15 protein-coding genes and 1 pseudogene are annotated in these 15,182 nt (G+C 52.2%); 6 read left to right on the forward strand and 10 right to left on the reverse strand.

Annotation, left to right across the window (positions count from 1 at the left end; all coding sequences use genetic code 11):
• Positions 1–278 (forward strand): hypothetical protein (locus SCT_RS17770; RefSeq protein WP_237759724.1); only part of this gene is annotated, 278 nt, incomplete at its 5' end.
• Positions 279–480: 202 nt separating this feature from the next.
• A complete protein-coding gene (locus SCT_RS16415; RefSeq protein ID WP_059425113.1) occupies positions 481–846 on the forward strand; it encodes a PEP-CTERM sorting domain-containing protein in 366 nt (121 codons plus the stop codon).
• A 109-nt stretch (positions 847–955) separates the two neighbouring features.
• Here the strand turns inward: SCT_RS16415 and SCT_RS16420 are convergent, their stop codons facing one another.
• Positions 956–1,699 (reverse strand): PhoH family protein, encoded by a 744-nt coding sequence (locus tag SCT_RS16420; protein ID WP_059425114.1) that lies wholly within the window; start codon positions 1,697–1,699, stop codon positions 956–958.
• Between the two features lie 807 nt (positions 1,700–2,506).
• Between SCT_RS16420 and SCT_RS16425 the strand changes: the two genes are divergently transcribed.
• Entirely contained in the window at positions 2,507–4,369 is a 1,863-nt protein-coding gene (locus SCT_RS16425; RefSeq protein WP_082098409.1) for a pyruvate kinase, read from the forward strand.
• 94 nt (positions 4,370–4,463) lie between these two features.
• Here SCT_RS16425 and SCT_RS16430 read toward each other — a convergent pair whose 3' ends face one another.
• The 5 genes from SCT_RS16430 to asd all read right to left on the reverse strand — a co-directional run bounded on the left by SCT_RS16430 (position 4,464) and on the right by asd (position 8,479).
• Complete coding sequence (locus SCT_RS16430) at positions 4,464–5,363, reverse strand: arginase (protein ID WP_059425115.1); 900 nt, start codon at positions 5,361–5,363, stop codon at positions 4,464–4,466.
• Positions 5,364–5,372: 9 nt separating this feature from the next.
• On the reverse strand, positions 5,373–5,600 hold the full coding sequence (locus SCT_RS17240) for a hypothetical protein (protein WP_144408312.1): 228 nt from the start codon (positions 5,598–5,600) through the stop codon (positions 5,373–5,375).
• A gap of 106 nt (positions 5,601–5,706) precedes the next feature.
• On the reverse strand, positions 5,707–6,411 hold the full coding sequence (locus tag SCT_RS16910) for an alpha/beta fold hydrolase (RefSeq protein WP_082098408.1): 705 nt from the start codon (positions 6,409–6,411) through the stop codon (positions 5,707–5,709).
• Entirely contained in the window at positions 6,408–7,604 is a 1,197-nt protein-coding gene (lplT, locus tag SCT_RS16435) for a lysophospholipid transporter LplT (protein ID WP_059425116.1), read from the reverse strand. Before lplT ends, SCT_RS16910 begins: the two co-directional genes overlap by 4 nt.
• Positions 7,601–8,479: an archaetidylserine decarboxylase gene (gene asd, locus SCT_RS16440; RefSeq protein WP_237759725.1), complete on the reverse strand. Its 879-nt coding sequence runs from the start codon at positions 8,477–8,479 to the stop codon at positions 7,601–7,603. Before asd ends, lplT begins: the two co-directional genes overlap by 4 nt.
• Positions 8,480–8,534: 55 nt before the next feature.
• On the opposite strand from asd, the gene SCT_RS16445 reads away from it, so the two are divergent.
• Positions 8,535–10,196 (forward strand): aminotransferase class III-fold pyridoxal phosphate-dependent enzyme, encoded by a 1,662-nt coding sequence (locus SCT_RS16445; protein WP_059425118.1) that lies wholly within the window; start codon positions 8,535–8,537, stop codon positions 10,194–10,196.
• Positions 10,197–10,237: 41 nt separating this feature from the next.
• Here SCT_RS16445 and SCT_RS16450 read toward each other — a convergent pair whose 3' ends face one another.
• The gene (locus SCT_RS16450) at positions 10,238–10,846 is read right to left on the reverse strand and encodes a hypothetical protein (protein WP_059425119.1); all 609 of its coding nucleotides are present in this window, start codon (positions 10,844–10,846) and stop codon (positions 10,238–10,240) included.
• Positions 10,847–11,049: 203 nt separating this feature from the next.
• Here SCT_RS16450 and SCT_RS16455 point away from each other — a divergent pair, with 203 nt between their 5' ends.
• A complete protein-coding gene (locus SCT_RS16455; protein WP_059425120.1) occupies positions 11,050–12,231 on the forward strand; it encodes a glycosyltransferase family 1 protein in 1,182 nt (393 codons plus the stop codon).
• A gap of 72 nt (positions 12,232–12,303) precedes the next feature.
• On the opposite strand, the gene SCT_RS16460 is transcribed toward SCT_RS16455, so the two are convergent.
• The gene (locus SCT_RS16460; protein WP_059425121.1) at positions 12,304–13,152 is read right to left on the reverse strand and encodes a hypothetical protein; all 849 of its coding nucleotides are present in this window, start codon (positions 13,150–13,152) and stop codon (positions 12,304–12,306) included.
• Positions 13,153–13,492: 340 nt separating this feature from the next.
• Complete coding sequence (locus SCT_RS16465) at positions 13,493–13,708, reverse strand: hypothetical protein (RefSeq protein WP_059425122.1); 216 nt, start codon at positions 13,706–13,708, stop codon at positions 13,493–13,495.
• Positions 13,709–14,152: 444 nt separating this feature from the next.
• Here SCT_RS16465 and tnpA point away from each other — a divergent pair.
• A pseudogene (gene tnpA / locus SCT_RS16470) lies at positions 14,153–14,586 on the forward strand (IS200/IS605 family transposase).
• A gap of 363 nt (positions 14,587–14,949) precedes the next feature.
• Here tnpA and SCT_RS17775 read toward each other — a convergent pair.
• The coding region (locus tag SCT_RS17775) for a hypothetical protein (RefSeq protein ID WP_237759726.1) at positions 14,950–15,182 on the reverse strand (233 nt) is incomplete at its 5' end.

Raw genomic sequence — 15,182 nt, forward strand, 5'->3', positions numbered from 1 at the left:
CGTGGGGTAATGCTTTTGGTACGGTCATTATCGCTCCTTGCAATACGGCAGTTTCCTGCCAAATGACCGTTTACACAAAAATTCTTACACCCTCGAATTGTCCACAAACACTGTGGATAACTGTGGTTAATCCATGCTTAACTGTAAATGATATATATGGTTTATTGTATTGTTTAAATTGTGGGCGTGATTGTCAGGTTTGCAGTACTGCCCTTCCCACACTGTCAATTTCTACAGAAAACCAGTCGGCATTTGTAGTAATAACTGATACCACTTGAACCTGAACTACATGCTCCTCTGGTCGAATACCATCTCCCCCGTCATCACGCCATGATGTCCTGATTTACCCCCATCCGAACGGACTAGGCGCAATAATAATATCTTAATATGGTTAATTAATAATGTTCAAAGTCGTAAAGAGAACTAACCAATGCGGCAATTTAATGAACCAAGAAAAACAAATCCTACACTGGAATACCTATGAAAACCGCACAAACCCAGCTCGCTGCTGTTATTCTAGCCGCCTCTTTCATGGTCAGCGGCGCCGCTCAAGCCACTCTGATTGACTTGGGATCAAACAACAATACTTCATTCATCGACCACCAGTCCAGGACCTACTGGTCCAGAGCGGCGTTTGCACCTGATCCAGGCTCGTGGTTCTTCAGTTTTTACGGTGCTCAGGACGAAAGCCTTAATGCCAATAATTTCCATGCCTTGGCTGTTCAGCCGGCTACTGTTTCTACTGTCGAGAAGCAAGTTCCAGAACCTGCTGCTGCATGGCTTTTGGGTTCTGGCCTGCTTGGATTGGTCGGCGTGTCTCGTCGAGGCGCCTCTTCCATGAAATAGACGCGCCACTAGGTTCGACAACAAATTAGCTTCACCCCATTTGGAGCTCCGTACCCCGATCAGGCAGACATTTCTAGGCGCAGTTTTGGGGCGGCACAGCCGATCATGGTCAGTTGCGGATCACCGTACCCATTGCGCCATCCTGCTCATAAGCCTCACAGATTTCTCTGCAAAGCCCGGAGCGTACCGAGTCAGTAGCCTTAAAGGTAAACACTTTAACACTTGGGATAAAGCTGAGGATCCGCAGGGCTTCTGCCAAGCCGGATATGCCCAGCAAATCAGTCTGATTAAGATCTCCATTCACGATCACAGTACAATTTTCCCCGATACGGGTAAGAAACATTTGCATCTGTGCGGGCGTGGCATTCTGGGCTTCATCCATAATCACAAAGGCATTTTTGAAGGTTCGTCCGCGCATGTAGGCGAGCGGCGCCCCTTCTATCTTGCCGTGATTTATGTGGTAGTCTACCGCGCCCTTGCCAAGACGCTCATGAAGCACGTCCCGGAAAGGCTGTAGCCATGGCTCGTATTTCTCTTCCTTATCTCCGGGTAAAAATCCCAAAGATTCCCCTGCCTCTACTGCCGGTCGGGTGATGATGATTTTGTCGATGCGCTTTTCTCTGAGTGCTTCAGCTGCCAGCGCTCCACACACATAGGTCTTGCCTGTGCCTGCGGGTCCCAGGCCGAATACCAGTGGAAAGGTTTTGATGGCATTGCCATATTGTTCTTGGGGAGCGTTTAGATACTTGAAAGGGTAAATCTTGGGGAGAGTGGGTACTAAGGTGAGGATGTTATCAGTTTCGTAGGATTGCGTCGCTGCTCGGGTCTTTTGGGCTCGGTCTCGTCTGCTCATCGCTACCTCTGTAGATTAATAATGGGGTGCTAAGAAAAACTCTACTCTTCAAATATTACAGTTCAATTACTGGTGGAATGATTTTTGCCAATCAAACAACTATCGGCTAAAGCTGGTGGGTTTGAATTACGGACTGAAAGTCTGGATACGTATCGCCTGAACGACGACTTGCTCCTCTCTCACTACGGCTAGGCCGCATAGATTGTTACGAAAATGTGGGATTCTTGAAATACAGTTTTACTGATTTACTGGATGAGCTAGGATGTCTAGCACATTAGGCCGCACAAGTCAATATTGGCTGCGCTATCGCGATACAACTTGTAGTGGCTGATTAGCCTGAGGTGGCAACCGGCCAGGAAGAGAGAAAAGCTATGGACAGTTGAGTGCCAAGTAACAGACCGTTGCTGATCATTAATGGGTGTCTGGTTGATTGCATATTCTGTTGAAAAACTCTTTTTTTGGTGTGCTCGAAAAAATTCTAGCGATTTCTGGAGCGTGCGTTGGTCGCCGATATGGGGGCCTACGGAAGTTTGCCTCCAGCATAACCTAGACCCTCTAAATCGGGATATGCACGCCGTATTGCATAGGATTTACAAACGGATTGGCTCTAGGCAAAAATTCGGGGCGTTGGAAATTTAGAGTTTTTCAACAGAATATTGCATAAAGCAGACCCATTCAGCTGACGGGTATCCAAATTTGCCGTTGATAAAATTTCAAAGCGCGTAATAAAACCGTAATATTTCAGGCTTATTATTTTATAAGTGGGTTAGTTTCATTTTTATAATGGAGCACGCAGGCGTGGGTAACATGCGAAGCGGTACAAAGAGCGGAAAGTCACGTGACGCCATCCTCAGGCGGGTAGCGCTTGATGTAGAGCAAATTCGCAAGGATGCGGTCGCTATTGAGGACGAACTGGCAGACATCCTGCGGAGAACTTCCCCGGAACACCGTCTTGGCGCCCGCAATTTGGCCCACTACCTGGCCGTGCGTCGGCACGATATCCGTGATTTGCAGCGTGAGTTGTGCCAGATTGGACTCAGTTCCCTGGGCCGGATGGAGGCCCATGTCATGGCCTCACTCGACGCCGTTTTCGACATACTTTGTTTTCTGCAAAAGATCGCTGTTCCGAAGCAGTCAAAACGCATCCCGCCGATCAAGTTTGAACAGGGGAATGCGTTTTTAGCTGACCATGCGAATGCGATCATGGGGCCGCCACCAGCCGAATGCAAAGTGCGGATCATGGTTACCATGCCGAGCGAAGCCGCTACAGAACCGTCGTTTATCTACAAACTGCTCGCACAAGGCATGAACATCATGCGGATCAACTGTGCTCATGACACCCCCGATGACTGGGTGCAGATGGTTGCACACCTTCGTCAAGCTGAAAAAGCGCTTGGCCGATCATGCAAAGTGTGTTTCGACCTGGCTGGGCCCAAGGTGCGAACCTGGCTGGTAGAGCCGGCTGAAGGTGTGATCAAGTGGCGTCCGCAGAGAAACCGGCTCGGCCAGTTTGGTGCTCCGGCCCTGGTTCGTTTTGTTAAAGAAGTACCCGGTGCCATGCTTGAAAGTGGAGTGGTTCCGATTCGTGGTGACCTGCTCGCCAAGGCCAAGGTCGGGGATTTCGTGGAACTGCTGGATGCCCGTGCACGCGCACACACCCTCAGGATCATTGGGGTGTCCACAGACGATTGTCTATGCCAGGCGGATCATACTGCTTATGTCACCGAAGGCGTCGAATTGTCCTTGCGCCGGAAAAGGAAGATCGTTGGCACGGGCACCGTAGGATCACTGCCTTTGTCACCGCAGACTATCCTCCTCAAGCCCGACGACATTCTGGATGTAGTCAAAGGCGAGATTCTTGGCAGGAATGCAGTGCGCGACGACAAAGGCAACGTGGTAGAGCCAGCAATCGTCGGGTGCCCCCTCTCCGAGGTCTTCAGCAGCGTGCGCAGGGGGGAGAGAATCTTCTTCGACGACGGCAAGATTGCAGGGACGATTCAGAGCGTAACGAAAGATAGGATCAAGGTAAAAATCACTGGTGTGGCAGGAGGTGTCGCGAAGCTTGGAGACGAAAAGGGGATCAACCTGCCGGATACAGATCTCAAACTACAAGCGCTCAGTCCCAAGGACCTCAGCGATCTTGCCTTTATGGCCAAGCATGGAGACATGGTTGCCATGTCATTTGTGCAGAAGCCAAAGGATATCGAGGATTTAATCGCAGCGCTCAAACACCTTGATGCTTCCCATCTCGGTATCGTACTTAAAATCGAGACGCAACGGGGCTTCAGCTGCCTCCCGAGTCTCCTACTTACTGCAATGCAACACTCTGCGGTCGCGGTCATGATCGCCCGTGGTGACTTGGGTGTCGAAGTAGGGTTCGAACGTCTCTCGGAGGTGCAGGAGGAGATCCTCTGGCTTTGTGAAGCGGCTCATATACCCGTGATTTGGGCAACTCAGGTTCTCGAATCGCTGGCAAAGGGAGGGATGCCATCCCGTGCGGAGGTTACCGATGCTGCGATGAGCACACGTGCCGAATGTGTCATGCTCAACAAGGGGCCCTATATTCTGCAAACCCTGAAATTCCTTCGTGACGTGTTGAATCGAATGGAATCTCATCAGGAGAAAAAGACGGCGATGCTGCGCAGGTTGAGCATCTCAAAAGCGATTTAATAATTAACTAGAGTAAGTCGAAGTACCTCACCCCCTTGGTTGTAGAAGACTGCTTTGCGACGCGTGCTATCAGGGTGGCGTATGATGGATCAAGTTAGCTCTGACTCAGGATTAGCGACCGACACAGATCATGTACCGCCTGTGCGGTGGTGAAATGCAGGTCGCGATAGGGGTTGTATTCGACGATTTCAAACGCCAGCAGCTGCTGATCACTATGGATGCAAGCCAGGGCCTCGGTCACTTCTTTTCGTAGCAGGCCGTTGGGAACTGGTGTGCCAACACCGGGTTCCTCTCGGGGGTCGAGAGCATCCAGATCAATACTGATGCCGTAGCCGAAGCTAGCTTGGCTGACGTGGCGGCGGGCCTCGTCGAGCACGGCATTCATCCCTCGCCGATGCACCTCTTCCATGAAATAGATGCGCACCCCCAGGCTCGACAACAGATTAGCCTCACCCCATTCGAAGCTGCGTACCCCGATCAGGCAGACATTTCTAGGCAGCAGTTTTGGGGCGGCACAGGCGATCTCGGCCAGTAGCGGCTCACCGTAGCCCAATAGACAGGCCAGAGCCATGCCATGGATGTACTGGCTTGGGCTGGTGCGCGGGGTGTGGCTGTCCATGTGGGCGTCGATCCATATCAGCCCCAAACGGGCATCGGCCCCTTCCGTGGCATTGAGATGGGCGCGCACGCCAGACCAAGTGCCGATGGCGCAGGAATGATCCCCGCCGATTACCAGTGGAAAGTCACCAGTCTCAAGGTGGTCGGTGACGGAGAGGGCTAGGCGCTGGGAAATATCGCGTACCGCAGTCATGGGATCTGGTTCAGGCTGCTGGGTCAGGCAAATTGTTTCGTCCCAGTGGAAATCATTGCCGGTACGATCCAGGTCCTTCAGAATCTCAATAGTACGCAAGACTTCCGGGCCATCCTGACAACCCCGGTCGCCGGCACCGTAGCCGCTGGCAACACCAATTACCGCGATTTTTCGATGGCGCATCTGGTTAGTTTACGTGGTCAAGGCGGTTGTCAGGTCGACGCCAAGTGTTGCCGCCCGGAACTCGCCGCACCAGTTGTGGGCCGATACCAGGGGGAATTTCCAGCGGTGGGAGTCTATCGGGGAGCTATCGCCGGCAAAGCTTGGGGGAAAGCGATGGCAGGCGCCGAGATTTTTCTCCTGTGCCTGATAGTAGGTACAGCCTTCGCAGGTTGGGTTTTGGTGAGTTTTTATGTTCATATATGCTTATATTAGGTGAAATTATAGCCACCCACTTCCTCCTGTTTTCACTGCCATTTCAGCGGTAAATTCTGCGCATGCTTCGAATTTTTCAAGAGTCTTTTTTTTAAGGTAGATTTTTTGCACGCAAGAATTCCACAATACAGTCCACAGATTTAACCGGATTAGTAAAAAGGGCGAAGTGCGGTCCTTCAACTTCAGCAACTTGCGTCTGCGGAGCAATGGCCAGAATTTCATTGAGACTATTTCGAGATACAACTTCATCTCGCGTGGAGGCGAGATACATCAGTTTGGCGCGGCACGCGCGGAGCTGATGGCGAACATCAACACTCAATGCCGCTCTTGAGCGAGAGGCGAGAGTGCGGGAATTGACCCTCTTCCAGGTCATGGCCTTGGCGCGACGAAATTCAGTTGATGCGTAGCCCGGAATGAGAAGGCGTGTCCGTCGTAACGCGCGAACGACCGCAATTAACGGCGCTCTCACCGCGAAGCGAAATGGAACAAGCCCGGGACGTGGTGATGTGACGAACGAACCGCAGAGCACTACACCGGACACTTGAGATGGGCACTGGGCAGCAACCATGAGAGCAAGTGGCCCACCAAAGGACCACCCGAGGACAACAAAATTATTCAAAGACGTTACTTCGCGAATGATGATTGGCAACAAATTTTCGTAATTATTGATACCCGAAGCTGGATACGTAATAACGACAGGATCAATCCATGAAGGCAGATGACGAAGCAACGGGCCAAACAGGATCTCGGTTCCGTCAAGACCTGGCAGCAGCACCAGCTTCGTCGTCGCATTCATAGTTGACGTACCCGCCACCACGCCAATAACGCAATACCGGTCAGCGCCAAGGCACCAAACCCTGTCGCCGCCCCGACTACCGAAATGCCCGCTTTGGTCATCAACACGTAAAACCCCACCAACAGCAGCATGCTCAGATTCTCGAAGAAGTTCTGTACTGCGATGGCGTGCCCCGCGCCTACCGTTTCGTGGCCGCGTTCCTGTAATAACGCGTTGAGCGGAACCACGTAAAAACCGCTACATGCACCAATGAGTACCAACACGGCGACAGCTGCCGGCATGGTCGTAACTTGGGCAAACACCATGATCAGCAAGCCGATGGCAATGCCGGCGGGCAATGCTCTGTTGACGCTGTCAAGAGTAACCAACCTTGCTGCCGCCCCCGCACCTAACGCGATGCCGATGGCAACCACGCCGCTCAGGTATGCAGGGACATGGTTGTTGACGATCAGCAAGGCAACCGGTACCCATGCTACCAGCAGGAAACGCAGCGTACTACCCACGCCCCAAAAGACACTGGTGCCAAGCAATGAAAAGCGCGAATCACGGTTGCGTAGCAGGATGCGCATCGCCGCACTGAAATCTTTCACCAGCGCCACAGGAGACATCTTCTGTAGTTGGTGAGCAGATGGAAGACGCGGAATCAGCATATTTGAGAACGCTGCCAACAGGTAGCAGGCGACGATTGCTGTCAGCGCACCATGCACCGACCAATCTGCAAGCAGGCCACCCATTGCCGCTCCTAACATAATGGCGACAATGGTTGAGCCTTCTATCAAGCTATTGGCCTTGACCAGTTGGTCCTGGCCGACCATCTCGCTGAGAATGCCATATTTCGCCGGTGAATACGCGGCCGCTCCAATACCGACCAGGTTGTACGCAAGTAGCGGATGAACGCCAAACAGCATGGCGGCAGCACCGAATAGCTTGATGCCGTTGGCGAATAGTAGGACACGGCTTTTGGGAAAGGCGTCGGCAAATGGCCCGACAAAAGGCGCTAACAAGATAAAGGCCACGACGAAAGCCTCTTGCAACAGCGGCATTTGCCATTTTGGTGCATGCTGCGACTTGAGTAATGCAATGGCGGCAAACAGCAGTGCGTTATCAGCTAACGCGGAAAGAAATTGCGCTGCCAGCACGGAGACCATGCCGCGCGAGAACAGGGTGTCATTTTGGATATCCAAAGATTTCATGGCAAGGGATTTGATTCAGGCAAGTGAAACAGCGCTTGTCCCATACGTACTTGCGTTCCATCGCTGATTCCTTCAATCAAAGTAAAACCCTTGGGTGCGAAGACGATGATTGTCGAGCCGTGTTGGAACCAGCCCATCTCATCTCCTTTGGCAAAACTCGCATGACACGGCATGACATTCGGGCCGCGGTAGCGCAGATGCAGCAACACATTCAGGAAATGCAGGCGGATACTGGCCACGAGAATGGCGGCCACCGGCACCAGTGTGACGCGATGACCACTACTGTTCAGGGTGGTCTCGATCAGCGCCCGCTCATTCTTGCAGAACAATTTTTCCACGCGCTTGAGTGCGATAGGATTGACGTTCCAGGTGTCGCCAGAAATATAGGTTACCCGTTGCACAAGACAGTCGTGAGGTGAGTGGAATCGATGGTACATGCTGGAAGTCAGGCGCAGTGTGACATAACAACCATCGCGGTAATGTTCAACCAGAGCGGGATCGCCCAGCAGGTCAAGCAGGGTGTAGGGAAAGCCCTTGGCTTGAATCACTTCCGTTCCGGCGATCGCACCGCAGGCACCGACGATGCCGTCGCTGGGACTGACAATATGGCTCGGATCTGTATCCAGCGGGCGCGCCCCATCCCGCAACTGACGGGTGAAGCAGTCATGCAGGCTACGAAACTTCGTCTTTCGGGCATCCGACAGATCGAGATCGGCAAAGAGCTTCCAGGTGGCAATGGAGAGATCGCGTACCAAGGGCTGTTCGATCTGGCTGAACCAGCCCATGAAACGGGTCAGCAATTGCCGCGGCACACGGTTGGTTAATAGAAAATTGATGTCTTCCTGAAGTACTAAATGAGCAATCAATTTACGCATAGTCATAATTTTGTAATGAATCTTAGGTAGAAGACAGGGCAAGGAGAGATTGTCAATGGACGAAACCCAGGTTATTTATATATTCAGTCTTGGCGCGGCGCTGGTCACATTGCCGCGCATCAAGCGCCGTCTTGAGCTTTCGATCGCCAAGCATCGCTCGCTGGCAGGGCATTCTAAAATGGCGAAGCGTGTAGCTCGGTTGATTCCCTACTATGAGTATGATGAAGCGACTTTCTTTCGCGCCGACGGCGCCCCCGAAGAAATCGCGCAGCGCCGTCAGGAGGGCTTTATGGCCTTGGCAGCGCTGTACAAGGAACGCTTCGCCCAGTCCGTAGCCCTCACCGCCGAGGCCGGAGAATCGATTTCCGATCTGCAATTTACCGGCAGTTACCGCGTACCCTTCCAATTCAGCCGTTATGTACAACAGCACCTGAAGGGCGGGAGCTTTCTGCAATCCAGCTCGGGAGTTCAGGTGCAGGACCTGGATGGCAACTTTTTCTATGACGTGACAGGTTCTTATGGCGTCAATGTCTTCGGCTACGATTTCTACAAGCACTGCATAGCTGAAGGCAGTGCCCGCGTTCAGTCTCTGGGCCCGGTGCTGGGTGCCTACCATCCCATCGTGGCGGACAACGCACGGCGACTGCGCGCCATTTCCGGCCTCGACGAAGTGTCTTTCCACATGTCCGGCACAGAGGCGGTGATGCAGGCCGTGCGACTCGCACGTTACCACACCCGTCGCAGCCATCTGGTGCGTTTCAATGGCTCCTACCATGGCTGGTGGGAGGACGTGCAACCCGGCATCGGCAACCCGCTCCCACCCAGAGAGACCTACACCCTGAAGGACATGGACGCCGATGCCCTGCATGTAATTTCTACCCGCAAGGACATTGCCTGTGTCCTGGTCAATCCATTGCAGGCTCTGCACCCCAATGTCGGAGCGCCGGGGGATTCTTCCCTGGTGGACAGCACCCGGCGTGCGAACTTCGATCGGCAAGCCTACACCGCCTGGCTGCATCAGTTGCGCGAGGTATGTACCCGGCGCGGCATCGTCCTGATATTCGATGAAGTGTTTGTCGGTTTCCGTTTGGCCCCTGGCGGCGCTCAGGAATATTTCGGCGTGCGGGCCGACATGGTCACTTACGGCAAGACGTTGGGCGGTGGTTTGCCGGTAGGCGTGGTCTGCGGCCGGCAGGACTTGATGAAGCGTTTCCGAAAAGAACGCCCAGCAGACATTTGCTTTGCGCGCGGCACTTTCAACTCTAACCCCTACGTGATGGGCGCCATGCAGGTATTTCTGGAACAGCTTGAACGACCTGAAGTACGTTGCCTTTACGATGGCTTGGAGCAAACCTGGAATGGCCGGGCGCTGGAGCTCAACCAACGCCTTGAGGCAGCAGGTCTGCCGGTGCGAGTGGCCAATATGTCGAGCATCTGGACGGTGTATTACCTCCAGCCTTGCCGTTACAACTGGATGTTGCAATACTACCTGCGGGCGCAGGGGCTTGCACTGAGTTGGGTAGGAACAGGCCGGTTGATATTCAGCCTGAATTACAGTGATACGGATTTCGGGGTGGTTGCTGAACGCTTCGTTGCCGCTGCACAAGCCATGCAGCGGGATGGGTGGTGGTGGGAGAACCCTGGCCTGACCAATAAAAAGATTCGGCGCGGGATTCTCCGTGAAATGCTGGCTCATCGTTTCGGGTCCGGAAAGTGATCGGGACAAGCGAGCGAATACCGCCCGAACCCTGATAATACTCAAACGCCTGTTTTGTGCCGCATGGGATCAATGAGCTCGCCACGCAGCAAATGGAACGGTGCCGCATAGTAGATCTTAACGTCATGAAAGGGGTCTGTCAGGATCTTGGTCATCCAAGCAAGGCCGGTCTGCACGTCACGGATAAAGAACAGATGACAAGTACGGAACAGTAAGCCGGCGATGCCAAGGAATAACCAGACTAGCCCGATTTGCTCTATCAGCGCTGAACTATTCGCAGCTGGCTCGAAAAGACCGAACAGTGTTGGGTTGAAGTGCAATACCACAGGCGCTAGCGCCCAAATTGCAATCAGCACCATCTTGCGGCGCAGGTTGTAACCAACTTTGATCTCTTCCTTGTATTCATGCGTTGCCTGATTGACCGTGTCATAACCTTTGGGTTCAAAGAAAAAATGACCCGACTGGCGCGTAGTCATGGAAACCAGCCACCCGATAAGGCCGGCCACCGCAGGGTTGATAAACAACATGACATAAGCCACGAGAAAGCTAATTGCGCTGACGAAGTGCAAAGACTGATTGATACGGCTTTGATGGTAATAGCGATGATCATCCCAGCGTTGCACTTTCAGGGTTTGCAGGAATTCTTTCATTGTATTTCCTTAAATAGGGAAGTTGTCGGTTTCAGAAACTTGCTGCAAGCTGCAAATTATCTGGAAATTGCTACCAATTTGTTACAGAACAGGGAAAATTTGGTTACAGGTCGGAAAAATGCAAAAAAAATGTAATCTGTTTGTCTTAAATCCGTAACCCAATAAGGCAAAGATACACGCATTCAATATTCATTGAGATTTCAATGGAATCCATCCTCATAGAACAATACCCTGCAAGCCGACGATCTTTACGTCTTGCCATCGTCACCGAAACCTACCCGCCCGAAGTCAACGGGGTGGCGCTTACCCTGTCCCGCTTTATCGAGGGATTGCGCGAACGCAATCACGAGATTCAGCTGATCCGACCGCGTCAAGACCATGTCGAACAAGCGGCTCAGGATAATGACTTCGACGAGGTGCTGACCGGTGGCATGCCGATACCGCGCTATCCGGATCTGAAAATGGGGATGCCGTCCAAGCGGTTACTGATCAAACGATGGTTACTGCGCCGTCCGGATCTGGTGCATATCGTTACCGAAGGTCCCCTCGGCTGGTCAGCGCTACAGGCGGCACTCAAGCTCAGGATCCCCGTCTGTTCTGATTTCCGTACAAATTTTCACACCTACAGCCAGCACTATGGCATTGGCTGGCTAAAGAAACCGATTGTCGCCTACCTGCGCAAATTTCATAATCGTACCTTGCTAACCATGGTGCCCACCGAGCATATGCGTGCGGAACTTTCTGCCACTGGCTTTAGCAATCTGCGCGTGGTGGCCCGCGGCGTCGACACACAACTATTCAATCCAGCTCGGCGCAGCGAGTTATTGCGCCGTGAATGGGGCGTAACTCCGGATACCCCGGTAGTCCTCCATGTTGGGCGCTTAGCGGCTGAGAAAAACCCAGCAATGCTCACGGCTGCATTCATCGCCATCCGCCAGCGACAACCTCGCGCCAGGCTGGTGTTGGTCGGCGAAGGGCCAGAAGCTAAGGCGTTGCGCAACCAGCTTCCCGAGGCGATCTTCACCGGCTCTCGCAGCGGTGAAGATCTTGCGACTCACTTTGCTTCCGGGGATTTGTTTCTATTCCCGAGTCTCACCGAGACCTTCGGTAATGTCACCCTGGAGGCCATGGCCAGCGGTCTGCCGGTGGTGGCCTACGACTATGCGGCGGCGGCCCAGCACGTGCAGCACGGGATAAACGGCCTCCTGGCTTCTTATGGCAGCACGGAAGATTTCACAACCATGGCCTGCAACTTGGCCGCGATGTACTCACATGAGCCGGAACAGTTCCGTGCCATGGGTCGCAATGCTCGGCTGGCGACTGAATCTTTAGACTGGAAGTGCGTTGTGAGGCAACTGGAAACGTTACTGCTCTCAGTCGTCTGAAGCAGCCAAAAATCCGTCGCAAACCTTGGTTGTGCCTGGTCGGTAACCTGAACGGGGTGTCTTGCTTCAACGTCATTCGTCAGGTGTTGAGTCCGCATGTTTACCGGTCGACTTATCAATCCAGCCCGGCACATGGGCCAGTGAAATGCTCACCCAGACCGCGACTGTAAAATATAATGTCATCCATGGGATTTCCTCGTGCCAAATCTCCCAGTCGAAACTAACAACACAATCTTGCGATGCGTCCAGAAATCCCTGGGTCAAGGACAGGTATTTTGTCCCGGCCATCAGATCCGCGCTCCATCGAGACCAGTACATTGGAACATCGATGCTGATCATGAACGCGATATAGCCCAATGCAAAAACCATCATTGCAGCTAAAAAATGGCGGTGCCGGTGTTTGCTATGGGGCCACAGAGAAATGAAACTCGCGAGCAATAGCACTGCGCAAAACGTCCAGAGGGAGTTTTCTAAGACATGACCAAAATAATTCGTCGACAATATCGCATACCAGGATGAGCCTTCGGCAACAAGGATAATCGGGATCAGCAGCAAGGAAACCAACACGACAAACCGGTTATCTGTTGCCTTACCGGCTTGATGCAACAGAAGCGCGCACTGTCCAATGAAACACAGTTCAGCCACGGTTGCTACACTGCGGCCCATCACCATGTTGGACAACCCCGACTGCATCAGACAGATGCGCTCCAAGTCTATCCTAGGCAGAAATGATCGGAATGCACACCCCGCAACGTAGGCGGCTGACAGCCACAACAGTAAACGACGTTGTTGATGCCGGGCAGTTGAAAAAAAGTGATCGCAACCGTGTGCCAACACCGTAGCGGATATGATCCATGCAGCGATGTTCAGTACCGCTACGATACATAAAATAACCCACCAAATTTGCACTGTCATTGTCATGGTCTAGATTACCTGTTGACTGCGTGTTTCAAAAACACAACCCGGAGTAAAGCTATCGGACCCAAATGGTGCAAGTCAGTGCGCGTTGAAAGGCGACCTGCTAACCGTACGGCAGACTCACCGCACGCTGTCCTTGTACTCGGAATGCGGCAGTACCATGGCCAACACCAGCGAAACGCCTCTCCCCCAGGTCAGGAACTTGATCGCCCTGGGGGTAACTTGTTGAAATGGCTTTAACAACGACAAAGGTACACTGACTGATAAACCGAGCCAGCAATGTGATGCGAAAACCAATAATCCTAAACCAATTAATTATGTAGATAACTCATCCGCTAATTTGCTAGTTGTTTACCTTGGTCGCAACGTTAGGAATATAGCCGGATGACTCTTTTCCCAACTGTTTTGCTCCCGTAGCGAGCGCAGGCGCTTGAAGTAGTGCAGCTACGGAAGGATTGAGTTCACGGTTTAATTTATTTGGCGCGGGAATCTTCTCGCCAATTACATCAACTACTTTGTCGTGACTGTGCGTTGCATTTGCGCGTAGCAAGATCGGCATGGTTTTTCTCCAGCTTGAAATGAGGCGCAGCCACAACCGGGCGCGCATCTTACGTTAATTTTTGTTTCGAAACCTTACGAGGAATGCCATGCACTCTGTTCGCTTTGAGGAGGTCTGGCTATTCTCACAGGTGACTTTATCCGATCGGAATGACACTTTTATGAAGGTTGAATGGCTTTTTAATAGTCCGTTGAACTTTGCCGAGATACGTTCTAATAAGGTGCAGCAACCTATGGAAGGCGCTGTTGAATAAATCGATATTCCAGCAATAAGTTAAATAATTTGTGTTGAATTGCATGCAATCAGACGGTCACCGAATTGTCCACAAACACTGTGGATAACTGTGGTTAATCCATGCTTAACTGTCCATCACAAGGTTTAAGCCACCGGCTTTAGCCGGTCAGCTTTAGCTGCGACAATATGCTGCACGAAAGGAGGTGCGGCATGGAATACAGGTATGGCAGTCATACGGTTTTTCAAATTGAGTACCACTTTGTATGAGTAACGAAGTACCGATACAAAGTGCTGAGCGGAGAGGTGGCGGAGCGAGTTCGAGAGTTGGTGCGTGAGACCTGCGAAGCCTTTGAGATCCGGATAGTAAAGGGCGTGGTGAGCAAGGACCATGTGCACATTCTGGTCAGTTGCCCCCCCGACCATGGCGCCGAGCGAGATCATGAGGCGGATCAAAGGGCGCACGTCGAGCAAGCTGTTCGAAGAGCTTCCGCACCTGAAAAATGAAGTATTGGGGCAGGCATTTCTGGGCGAGAGGGTACTTTTGTGCCACGGTAGGCCAGATGACGGAAGAAATGATTAAGGAATATTTGGAGCATCACTTTGAGCCTAAGCCGAACGATGATTTCAAAATGGAACCTGATTAAGACACGTCGTTCAGGCGACGCGTATCCGGACTTTCAGTCCGTAATTCAAACCCTCCGGCTTTAGCCGGTGGTTGTTTAGTATAAACGATATATATGGTTTATTGTGTTGCCTAAATTGTGGGCGTGATTGTCAGGTTTACAGTACTACCCACACTGTTAATTTTTACATAACACCAGCCGACATTTGTAGGAATAACTGCTGCCTCTTGAACCTGAACTACAGGCGCCTCAGGTCGGATCGAGTAAGGAGCGGATCTCCGAACAGTTCGTCTCTGAACAGTGCAAACCTACTGAAAGCGGGCGTTAACGTTGAATTCACCGGCCTACGCGGCTTTTTATGCAAGGTCCGGTGGAAATTGATTGTCAGGTTTCATTTAGGGGTGAAAAATCGACAAAGGTATTGCCCTTGTGTTGCGCAATGGTCAGCACTGGCTTTGCGGAGCAGCCCTCGCACCAGAAATGGATATTCAAGCCGTGGCGCCTATCACTCGGATTTACGGCGAGACTCTGGTCGATTGTTGCCTTCCCGCATTCCACCACAACGTGAACCCCGGTCTCTTGATCTTCATTGCATTCAAAAACTTCAAATCGATCGT

Origin of the sequence: Sulfuricella sp. T08, from assembly GCF_000971475.1 — a bacterium.
Lineage (GTDB): Bacteria > Pseudomonadota > Gammaproteobacteria > Burkholderiales > Sulfuricellaceae > Sulfuricella.

Excerpts from the sequence above, each read along its gene's own strand:
- SCT_RS16415 (WP_059425113.1), top strand. The coding sequence starts at position 481 with ATGAAAACCGCACAAACCCAGCTCGCTGCTGTTATTCTAGCCGCCTCT.
- SCT_RS16420 (WP_059425114.1), bottom strand. The coding sequence starts at position 1,699 with ATGAGCAGACGAGACCGAGCCCAAAAGACCCGAGCAGCGACGCAATCC.
- SCT_RS16425 (WP_082098409.1), top strand. The coding sequence starts at position 2,507 with ATGCGAAGCGGTACAAAGAGCGGAAAGTCACGTGACGCCATCCTCAGG.
- SCT_RS16430 (WP_059425115.1), bottom strand. The coding sequence starts at position 5,363 with ATGCGCCATCGAAAAATCGCGGTAATTGGTGTTGCCAGCGGCTACGGT.
- SCT_RS17240 (WP_144408312.1), bottom strand. The coding sequence starts at position 5,600 with ATGAACATAAAAACTCACCAAAACCCAACCTGCGAAGGCTGTACCTAC.
- SCT_RS16910 (WP_082098408.1), bottom strand. The coding sequence starts at position 6,411 with ATGAATGCGACGACGAAGCTGGTGCTGCTGCCAGGTCTTGACGGAACC.
- lplT (WP_059425116.1), bottom strand. The coding sequence starts at position 7,604 with ATGAAATCTTTGGATATCCAAAATGACACCCTGTTCTCGCGCGGCATG.
- asd (WP_237759725.1), bottom strand. The coding sequence starts at position 8,479 with ATGCGTAAATTGATTGCTCATTTAGTACTTCAGGAAGACATCAATTTT.
- SCT_RS16445 (WP_059425118.1), top strand. The coding sequence starts at position 8,535 with ATGGACGAAACCCAGGTTATTTATATATTCAGTCTTGGCGCGGCGCTG.
- SCT_RS16450 (WP_059425119.1), bottom strand. The coding sequence starts at position 10,846 with ATGAAAGAATTCCTGCAAACCCTGAAAGTGCAACGCTGGGATGATCAT.
- SCT_RS16455 (WP_059425120.1), top strand. The coding sequence starts at position 11,050 with ATGGAATCCATCCTCATAGAACAATACCCTGCAAGCCGACGATCTTTA.
- SCT_RS16460 (WP_059425121.1), bottom strand. The coding sequence starts at position 13,152 with ATGACAATGACAGTGCAAATTTGGTGGGTTATTTTATGTATCGTAGCG.
- SCT_RS16465 (WP_059425122.1), bottom strand. The coding sequence starts at position 13,708 with ATGCCGATCTTGCTACGCGCAAATGCAACGCACAGTCACGACAAAGTA.